The organism is Pseudomonas sp. 05N433 (assembly GCF_056396925.1).
In genome coordinates, this window is the sequence record NZ_JBFTML010000097.1 from 1 (window position 1) to 9,403 (window position 9,403).

Below are 9,403 nucleotides of genomic sequence, written 5' to 3' on the forward strand. Positions count from 1 at the left end.
ACCCAACGCATGTTGTAGTTCTTCTTCAGCGGGCCTTCATCGCCAGCCAGCAATTCGTCGACGTAACGTTGTACCGGCGCTTCCCAGTGACGCTTGTTGGACGCGTTGATCGCGAATTCCTGCGTGGACTCCGGAATCGTGATGTCTTCATGGGTCAGTACGAAGCTGCCCATTTCACGATCCAGGGTGAAGCCTTTGACGCCATTGCCCAGGGTCAGCACCAGCATGGTCTGTGGACCGTAAATCGCGTAACCGGCGGCAACCTGCTGAGTGCCTGGCTGCAGGAAGGCCTTTTCGTTCAAAGGCTCGTTCTGGGTCAGGTATTCGTTCGGGCAACGCAGCACCGAGAAGATCGTACCGACCGGCGCGTTGATGTCGATGTTCGACGAACCGTCCAGCGGGTCGAACACCAGCAAGTACGCGCCTTTCGGGTATTTGCCCGGGATCTGGTAGGCATTGTCCATTTCTTCGGATGCCATGCCGGCCAGGTGACCGCCCCATTCGTTGGCTTCGAGCAGGATGTCGTTGGACATCACATCAAGCTTCTTCTGCACTTCACCTTGGACGTTTTCAGTGCCCATGCTGCCCAGGACACCACCCAGGGCGCCTTTGGAAACGGCGTGGCTGATTTCCTTACAGGCACGCGCCACCACTTCGATCAGGAAACGCAGATCGGCAGGAGTGTTGTTGCTGCGGGTCTGCTCAATCAAATAGCGACTCAGGGTAACGCGGGACATGGACGGCTCCGGAGGAATGGGGGGCTAAAAACCCGCGCAGTTTAACGCGAGTCGGGGCGCATTTCCTCCTATCAGACGTGATACACCCAATAGAGTTCATGCGCGGGGTTGAGCGTAGTTCGAAATGGGCCGCGATTGGGCGCCAGTTTCGATATTTTTGGTGGCAGGAAGGACGTCTTCGCGGGCAAGCCTCGCCCCTGCAGGAGCGGCTTGCCCGCGATCTGGCGCGCAGCGCCAGCCATCCTCAGGATTTAGCAGCAGGCTTGCGCAGCAAACTGAACGCCATCCCTCCCAGAAACAGCACACTGAGCAGCAACACCGCCCACAACCCGATCTTTTTCCAGTTCGTGCCCAGCACAGTTGGTGCTGTCGCCGCCGGGGTCACCACGGCCCCGCCGTCCACCGTCGCCTTGCCCAGCGTCGCCAGCTTCGCCGCGCTGTAATCGGGAATCAGCGTCGACAATGGCAAGCTTGCAGCCTTCACCGTCGCACTTCCCAGCGCCAGCGTATAAGGCCCGGCACCGCGCGCCAGGAACACCAATTGCGTGGAGCGCACGGCATACCGCACGGTGGGTGCTTCGGCACCCAGGCCACCGCCGCGTTCATCCACCGTCAGTTTCAATTGCTGCACGGTCTGGCCCGACAACTGCAATTCGTTCTGCACCACATCCTGGCCATTCTGGGTCAGGCGATAGAGCAAACCGTTGGTCAGCGGTTGCCACGGCAGGCTGGTCTCCCGGCGCCCCGACAACGTTACCGGTGCCAGGCTGTTGGGCTGATTCAGCTCGACCTGCAAGCGCTGGACGTTCAACCCCATCGGCAATTGCCAGATGTACTCACCGGCCTTCACGCTGCTGCCGGCCAAGGGTTGCGACCAGACCAACGGCAGCGGCAAGGTGCGAGGGTTGGTGCTTTCCAGCTGCGCCGAGGTCAGCACTGGCGCCGACTGAGGCGAATTCCAAAGCAAACGCAGATAGCGCGCCGATTGCCCCGGCAGGCCGACTTCATGTTGCTCGACCCGTTCGTCGGCAAACGTCAGACGCGCCACCTGCCCTTCACCCCACGACTGCCAATGCTGCAAATCGTTGCTGGCTTCGATGCTGAAACGCTGGAAGCCGTCGCGTTCACTGGTCCAGTCGAGGATTAATTGCTGCAACGGCGCCTTGATGCCGCTGGCATCGAGTAACCAGCCGCGCAGCTCTTCTTCGCCCGCCTCCAACTGGCTGGACGGCTGCACTTCGATCAACGTGCCGTTGGTGTTCGATTGCACCCGTACGCTCGGCGTGCGTTCGCTGGCATCCGCCGAGTTGTACAACGGGAACCACTTTACGTCGGTCAGCGTGCGGTTTTCGTGGGTCTGCGCAGGCTCTCGAGCCAAAGCGTACGCCTGAGGCTCACCGGCGGCGTTGAACACACGCACATCGCTGAGATCGGTTTGCCGCGCGTTCAGTTGCACGCCCAAGGGCAATTCCAGGCGATACCACGGGCCCTCGCCGCTCACAGACAATGGCACCTGCGTGGCGAAGTCCGCAGGTTTTTCCTGCGCGCCAGCCGACAGTGTCACCCCCAGCACAACAGCAGCCCACCAGCCCAGGTTCAGCTTCTGACTCAAGATGACACTCCTTCGGTTTCAGGGGCCGGTTTTTCAGCACCCGGCACGGCTTCGGCACGCTTGGGTGGCAGCGGGGCGAAATAGCCCACCACCAACAGCAACACGCCAACGCCGATAAACGACACGATCCGCGCCAACCCGCCGCGGTTACTCAATTCAACGAAGAACAGCTTGGCGACCACCAACGCGATCAGCCCTGCGCCGATCAGCCAGACTTCACGGCGGTGACGCAGATGCCCACCGATCATCAGACTCAGGGCCATCAGCGTCCAAACGATGGACAGGCCGGCCTGCACCAGCATCGATTCAAGCAGCAGATCCAGCGCGAACGGCACGCCACCCCAGTGGTGGGCCGCGCGCATCACCAGCGCGGTAAAGAAGGCGAACAGTGAAACACCGGCAATCACCTGCGTGGCGTTATCGGTGTAATCCTTGCGGATCGCCAGTTGCGTGACTGCGTTGCGGGACCAGACATAAACACCGAACAGGGCGAACAACAGGCCCAGCTCCAGCGGGTTGATCAGTGGCACATAGGGCAACGGCTCGGCGGTGCCGTCGCTGACCATGTTCGCCAGCCAGAACCAGCCGAGCATTAACAACGCCAACGGCGCGGCGGCATAGACCCGGTACTCGCGGGGATAAGCCGACACTGGCCATGGCCACGCGCGCGGTGCGGCCATCAGCACCAGATACAGGCTCGGCAGAATCGCCCAGCCCAACCAGCGCCAGGCGTTGTACTGCTCCGACAACAGCAGCAAGCCATAACGCAGCTCCAGGGCCAACACGCCGATCAATAGCCAGCAACCGAGTACATGGGCGGTGCTCTGGGCTTTTTCGGGCAGCATCGACGCCAGACGCTGCAACGAGATGAAATGCACGACGAACACCGCGGCCCAAACCAGCCAGCCGAAGTTGGCGGCCGGGTGATAACGCGAATGCCAGGCCGCGAGCAACACCAGACCGGCGGCGGGAATCAGCAAGGTGCAGAGCAAACCCAGCGACGACCACTTCAGGCGCAGCGCCAGCACCGCCCACAGCGCCACACTCACCGCCGCGACCGCCAGCAACAACGTCGCTTGCAGGTTCACAGGCGCAAAACGCAGCACTTCGCTGATCCACGCCAGTGCCCACCAACCCGTGCCCCACACCAGCAACACTTCGGACAAGCGCTGCAGGCTCAACACATCGAAAGCCGAAGCATGGTTGCCTAGCTGCAAACGCCAGGCCCCGACAAATGCCGCCAGTCCCAGCACCAGCGGTGTCCAGAACCCGCTATGCGCCAACGGTCGCAACCCTTCGCTGAGCAGCGGCCCGAGCAGGTCTGGCCCGGCGAACAGGAACGCTACGCCGCCGATCACCTGCAACAGCAGACCAAAGACAAAACTCACACGCTGCTTCAGGTACAGACTCAGCCAGATGATGAACAAACCACTGGCCGCCCACACCGCACTCGCGGTTTGCCACGGCAACACGAACAGCACCGCCAGGTTGATCAGCACCAGACCGGCCAATAGCACCACCGACAAGCCACGCAGCAAACGTACGTCACTGCGCACCATTTCGTCCCGGGCCGCCAACAACATGCCGGCGATCAGTGCCAGCCCGATCAAGGATGCGCTGAGCAAACCGCTCCAGCCGGCGCTGAATACCGCAGCCGAGTCTCCGCTCGCCCCTCGCAGCCGCACCAGGAACAACGCACCGCCGAGCAGTTGCACGGCGAACGCACTGAACAGGAACGCCCGCGATTGCAGGCGCAGGCCGACGAACAGCGTCGCCAACCCGGCCAGCGCCCAACTGATCGCCGTGCCGTGAGTGAAGAAAAACAGCGGCGCCAGCAGATAGAGGAACGTCAGGCCCAGGCAGGCCAGCACCGGCAAGCCCTGGCGCTCCCACGGCAACGCCTGTTCAGGCAACGCTTTGCGTAATTGGTAGAAGCTGAACAGCAGCGCAACACCGAGCATCAACGCCCCCAGCGGCGCACCATCGAGCAGGCTGCTCTCGCCGCTGCGCAATTCGCTGATAAAAGCCAACGCCGAGCCCAATTGCAGCAGCAAGGCAAAGGCCCGCGCCAGCGGCCGTCGTTGACGCAGGCCGAGCCAGAAAATCCCCGCCCCTTCCACCGCCCAGGCTGCGGCAGTCCAACGCGCATCAAGCCCCAGAGGAATCGCCAGACTGGCGAAGATCACCCCCAGCGCCAGACAGGTTTCGGCCAACAACAGTGCTCGCCCCCCCATCAGCAACCGGGCCAGCCCCATGTATATCATGCCCAAGGCCAAGGCGCTGAAGGCCGCGGCAAATTCAAAGTGCTCCACCAGCGCGAACTGCAGACCGAAGCCCACCAACGGTGGCGCGAACAGCATCATGCCGTCGACGTAATCGCCCTTGTGCGCCGACCAGCGCAGCAGCGCTTCACGGCTGTCGTCCTCGGGCGCGTCGCTCATTTCCAGCAACTTGCGCCGGGTGAACAACAAACCGATGGCCAGGTACATCAGGAAGAACAGAATCAGGAACGGCTCGGTACTCCACAGCAGCTCCGGTCTATAGGAGCGCAGGCCCCAGGCAAAGCCGATGCCGAAGGTGCCGACAAACCCGATCAGGTTGAGCAGCCGCCAGGCCTTGAACCACGCGATGGCGAGGATGCCAGCGTTGAGCAGGGCGAAATAGCTGAACAGCGCGACGTGATTGCCGGCGCCGGTGGAGGTCAGGATCGGCGCGGCGAAACCGCCCAACGCGGCAGCGGCGGCCAGGCCCAACGCATTTTGGGTAATGGCGAGAATCGCCGAGAACACCGTCACCACCACCAACAGGCCCAATGCTGCCTTGGGATCAAGCAACGGATGCAGACGCATCGCGGCAAATACCGTCAGGTACAACACCGCGATCCCGGTGCCTTGCAGCATCAGCGCGTAGTTGCTGTTGCGCAGTCTCAGCCACCAGCCCAGGGCGAGCAGGCCCAAGGCCGCCGCCGCGACACCGGCGTAGCGCAACTCGATCGGCACCACCATGCCTTCGGTGGCATAACGCAACAGGAAAGCCAGGCCGAGGAACAACAGCATCACGCCGACCCGCAATACGGTATTGCCGCCGAACAGCCAATTGCGTGCGCCGCTGATGGCGCGCTCGATGAAGTTCGGGCCGCGCGGCTCGGCCGGTTGCTGCGGTTCGCGGGCGACCGGCTCGGGCTGCCAGACATCGGCGGGCAACGGACGACTGGTTTCGGCAGCGGCCGCGGTGATGGGTTCGAATTCGGGGGGTAGCTCCCAGACCAGCTCCGTGGGTGCGACAGGGGCTTGCTCAAGAATGACTTCAGGCGACTCAGCGGGTTCGCTGACAACCGGTTCGCCTGGTTCAGGTGCCTTGGCACCCGACACTTCCAGCAACGCCAGTCGCTGCTCGACCGCATTCAGCGCAACCTGAGCCTGATCGAGTAAACGTCGCTGCTCGGCCGTTTGAGTGCTCAAGCGGCCGATACGCATGGCCTGGCCGAGACCCAGCCCGAGCAAAGCGCCCAACAGCGCCTCGCTGAACGACTCGTCAAGAATCCAGCCCAGCAGCAGCCCAATCAGCATTAACATCCATTGCATGGTCGATATCCCTAAGCGGCCCCGTGGCGGGGCTGATCCGTGCGATACAGCCTCTGGCTCAGTCTAGTGAGCAGACACCCGGAATTCAGTGTGGGAGCGGCAGTGCGCCGCTCCCACACTGGGTCAAGTTGGTGCTTAGTATATCGATCAGGCCCAACGGACGTTGGGCCTTGCGCACATTTGTTGCTAAAAATTACTCCAAAGCCTTCCAGATATCCGTTGCGTACTCGCGAATGGTCCGGTCGGACGAGAACCAGCCCATCCGCGCGGTGTTCAATACCGCCGAGCGCCACCACTCTTTCGAGTCGTGCCAGTGAGCTTCGACCCGCATCTGCGCGTTCCAGTAAGAGTCGAAATCGGCGCAGACCAGGAAGCGGTCGTAGTCCACCAGCGAATCGATCAGCGCGGTATAACGGGACGGATCGTCTGGTGAGAACACCCCGCTGCGAATCGCTTGCAGCACGTCGTTGAGCCGATGGGAGGCGGCGATGTCCGGCGCGGCGTTGAATTCATGGTTACGCTTGCGCGCTTCCACTTGCTGGGCGCTGAGACCAAAAATAAACATGTGCTCGGCACCGATGCGCTCGCACATTTCCACGTTGGCCCCGTCCAGGGTACCGATGGTCAGCGCGCCGTTGAGGCCGAATTTCATGTTACTGGTGCCCGAGGCTTCGAAGCCGGCAGTGGAAATCTGCTCCGACAAGTCCGCCGCCGGAATGATGCTCTCGGCCAGGCTGACGTTGTAGTTGGGCAGGAACACCACTTTGAGCAAGCCGCGCACCGTCGGGTCGTTGTTGACCACCCGCGCAATGTCGTTGGTCAGCTTGATGATCAGCTTGGCCTGGTGATAACTGGCCGCCGCCTTGCCGGCGAAGATTTTCACCCGCGGCACCCAGTCGGTTTCCGGCTCGGCACGAATCGCCTGATACAGCGCGACGGTGTGCATCAGGTTAAGCAACTGACGCTTGTATTCGTGGATCCGCTTGACCTGCACATCGAACATCGCCGCCGGATTGACCGCGATCCCCAGCCGCTCATGAATCAGGTACGCCAGGGCTTTCTTGTTGTGCAGCCGCTGTTCGGCGAACTGCTTGCGAAATGCAGTCTTCTCGGCAAACGGCTCCAGCGCGAGCAAGCGCTCCTCGGGGTTGTCCAGCAGATTCGGGCCGAGGGCGTCGACCAGCATGGAGGTGAGTTCGGGGTTGGCCTGATAGAGCCAGCGGCGGAAGGTAATGCCATTGGTCTTGTTGTTGATCCGGTCCGGGTAAAGCTTGTGCAGCTCGGAGAACACCGTGCTGCGCATCAGCTGCGTGTGCAGGCCGGACACGCCATTGACGCTGTGGGAACCCAGGAATGCCAGGTTACCCATGCGCACGCGGCGACCGTTGTCTTCCTCGATCAGCGAAATCGCACGCAGCACGTCGAAATCGTGAACACCTTTGGCTCGCAACGAGTCGATGTGCTGGGCGTTGATCAAGTAAATGATCTGCATGTGCCGGGGCAGCATCCGCTCCATCAGACTGACCGGCCAGGTTTCCAGCGCTTCCGGCAACAGCGTGTGGTTGGTGTACGACAGCGTGTCGACCGTGATCTGCCACGCCGCATCCCACGCCACGTCATAGACGTCGACCAACTGACGCATCAGTTCGGCCACGGCGATCGAGGGGTGAGTGTCGTTGAGTTGAATGGCGGCGTGATCGCCCAGAGTCAGCACCGAGGTGTGCATGTTGCGATGGCGACGCAACAAGTCCTGCAAGGACGCGGAGACGAAGAAATATTCCTGGCGCAGGCGCAACTCCTGGCCGGCCTCGTTGCTGTCCGCCGGGTAAAGCACGCGGGAGATACTTTCTGCCCAGGCCACTTCCGCGACCGCGCCCAAGTGGTCGCCCGCGTTGAAGCGCTCCAGATGCAATTCTTCCATGGCCCGGGCGCGCCACAGCCGCAGGGTGTTGACGCTTGCACCACGCCAACCGACCACCGGGGTGTCGTAGGCGATGGCCCGCACGGTTTCCGACGGGGACCAGACTTGCCTGGACTTGCCGGCTTCATCGGTCACGGTTTCGACACTGCCGCCGAAACCGATCGGGTAGGCCACCTCTGGTCGTTCGAACTCCCACGGGTTGCCGAAGTCCAGCCAGTGTTCGGTCTGCTCCTGCTGCCAGCCGTCGACGATGGCCTGGCGGAACAAACCGTGTTCGTAACGAATGCCATAGCCATGGCCGGCGATGCCGAGGGTCGACATGCTTTCCATAAAGCATGCCGCCAGACGTCCGAGGCCACCGTTGCCCAGTGCAGCATCGGGCTCCAGCAGACGGATGCGTTCGATGTCGACCCCCAGTTCGGTCATGGCCTCGCGGGCCACATCGAGCAAGCCGAGGTTGCTCAGGCTGTCGTAGAGCAAGCGACCGATAAGAAATTCAAGGGAAAGGTAATAAACGCGTTTCTGGCCTTTGCGGTAGATCTGCCGGGTGTGGTCCATCCAGTGCTCGACCATGTGATCACGCGCCGCCAGGGCAATGGCTTCGAACCAGTCATGGTCGAAGGCGTGATCCGGGTCTTTACCCACCGCGTAAGTGAGCTTGGTCAAGACGGCGTCGCGGAATGCGGCCACCTCTGCTTCGCGAACAAGTGGTTCTTGAGTCATCGATAAGACCTCGAGCGAGCGTGAAGTTGTCTGAGCCTAGTCGGTCTGACAGACCGTAGAGACTCTGGTTCGGCAGTTTTTCCTGTTAGTACGAGATAGATCGACATTACGTTGTCGTGGGCCAGAAACAATGCAGGGGCCGTGCCGGACACAGGACTATTTTGCGACAAGCAAAAAAAATCTGGCGAAAGGTTGTTCAAAAATCCACCAGTCCCGGTATGATCGCGCGCCCTGATGCACACGCTGGTAACAACCGATGATGAAGCCCAACCTGATCGCCGCCGCGGAAATCGATCGCCTCGATACCTGGGCCAAGTACTCTGCCCCAATGTGCGGCTCGTGCATGTCCAGCTGCTGCACGCTGCCGGTCGAGGTCAAGATCAAGGATCTGATCCGTATCGGCATCGTCGACGAATTCGAACTGGGCGATCCACCCAAGAACATCGCCAAGCGCTTGCAGAAGGAAGGGATTGTCGAGCGCTACAACCAGAAGTCCGAGATCTTCACCCTCCAGCGCATGAGCAACAACGATTGCCTGTACCTGGATCGTAAAAGCCGTTTGTGCACTATTTATGATAAGCGCCCGGACACCTGCCGCAACCACCCGAAGATCGGACCGCGGCCAGGGTATTGCGCGTACAAGCCTAAAGAAGTGGTGCGCGAGACCAGCAGTTCCAGCCGCACCCTCGAAAAGTTTTAAAGCCGCCTCGATCCCCGTAGCAGCTGTCGAGCCCCAGCGAGGCTGCGTTCGGCAGCGCAGCAGTCGCAGGCCTGAAAACACGATTTATATGATGCACCGCAGCGTTTGATTTCACGACTGCTGCGC

5 protein-coding genes are annotated in these 9,403 nt (G+C 61.4%); 1 reads left to right on the top strand and 4 read right to left on the bottom strand.

The window, feature by feature from the left end:
* The 4 genes from AC1DIS_RS29255 to AC1DIS_RS29270 form a co-directional block, all read right to left on the bottom strand.
* Positions 1 to 737: class 1 fructose-bisphosphatase (locus tag AC1DIS_RS29255; protein ID WP_477781270.1), on the bottom strand; the 737-nt coding region annotated here is incomplete at its 3' end.
* Between the two features lie 244 nt (positions 738 to 981).
* Positions 982 to 2,349 carry a DUF3999 domain-containing protein gene (locus AC1DIS_RS29260; protein ID WP_018929192.1) on the bottom strand — a complete coding sequence of 456 codons (1,368 nt, stop codon included), beginning with the start codon at positions 2,347 to 2,349 and terminating at the stop codon, positions 982 to 984.
* The gene (locus tag AC1DIS_RS29265) at positions 2,346 to 5,933 is read right to left on the bottom strand and encodes a DUF2339 domain-containing protein (protein WP_477744130.1); all 3,588 of its coding nucleotides are present in this window, start codon (positions 5,931 to 5,933) and stop codon (positions 2,346 to 2,348) included. Before AC1DIS_RS29265 ends, AC1DIS_RS29260 begins: the two co-directional genes overlap by 4 nt.
* 193 nt (positions 5,934 to 6,126) lie before the next feature.
* Positions 6,127 to 8,577: a glycogen/starch/alpha-glucan phosphorylase gene (locus AC1DIS_RS29270; protein WP_064615887.1), complete on the bottom strand. Its 2,451-nt coding sequence runs from the start codon at positions 8,575 to 8,577 to the stop codon at positions 6,127 to 6,129.
* Positions 8,578 to 8,836: 259 nt separating this feature from the next.
* Here AC1DIS_RS29270 and AC1DIS_RS29275 point away from each other — a divergent pair, with 259 nt between their 5' ends.
* Positions 8,837 to 9,277 (top strand): YkgJ family cysteine cluster protein, encoded by a 441-nt coding sequence (locus AC1DIS_RS29275; protein WP_026286653.1) that lies wholly within the window; start codon positions 8,837 to 8,839, stop codon positions 9,275 to 9,277.
* Positions 9,278 to 9,403 lie beyond the last annotated feature (126 nt).

Excerpts from the sequence above, each read along its gene's own strand:
- AC1DIS_RS29270 (WP_064615887.1), bottom strand. The coding sequence starts at position 8,577 with ATGACTCAAGAACCACTTGTTCGCGAAGCAGAGGTGGCCGCATTCCGC.
- AC1DIS_RS29275 (WP_026286653.1), top strand. The coding sequence starts at position 8,837 with ATGAAGCCCAACCTGATCGCCGCCGCGGAAATCGATCGCCTCGATACC.
- AC1DIS_RS29265 (WP_477744130.1), bottom strand. The coding sequence starts at position 5,933 with ATGCAATGGATGTTAATGCTGATTGGGCTGCTGCTGGGCTGGATTCTT.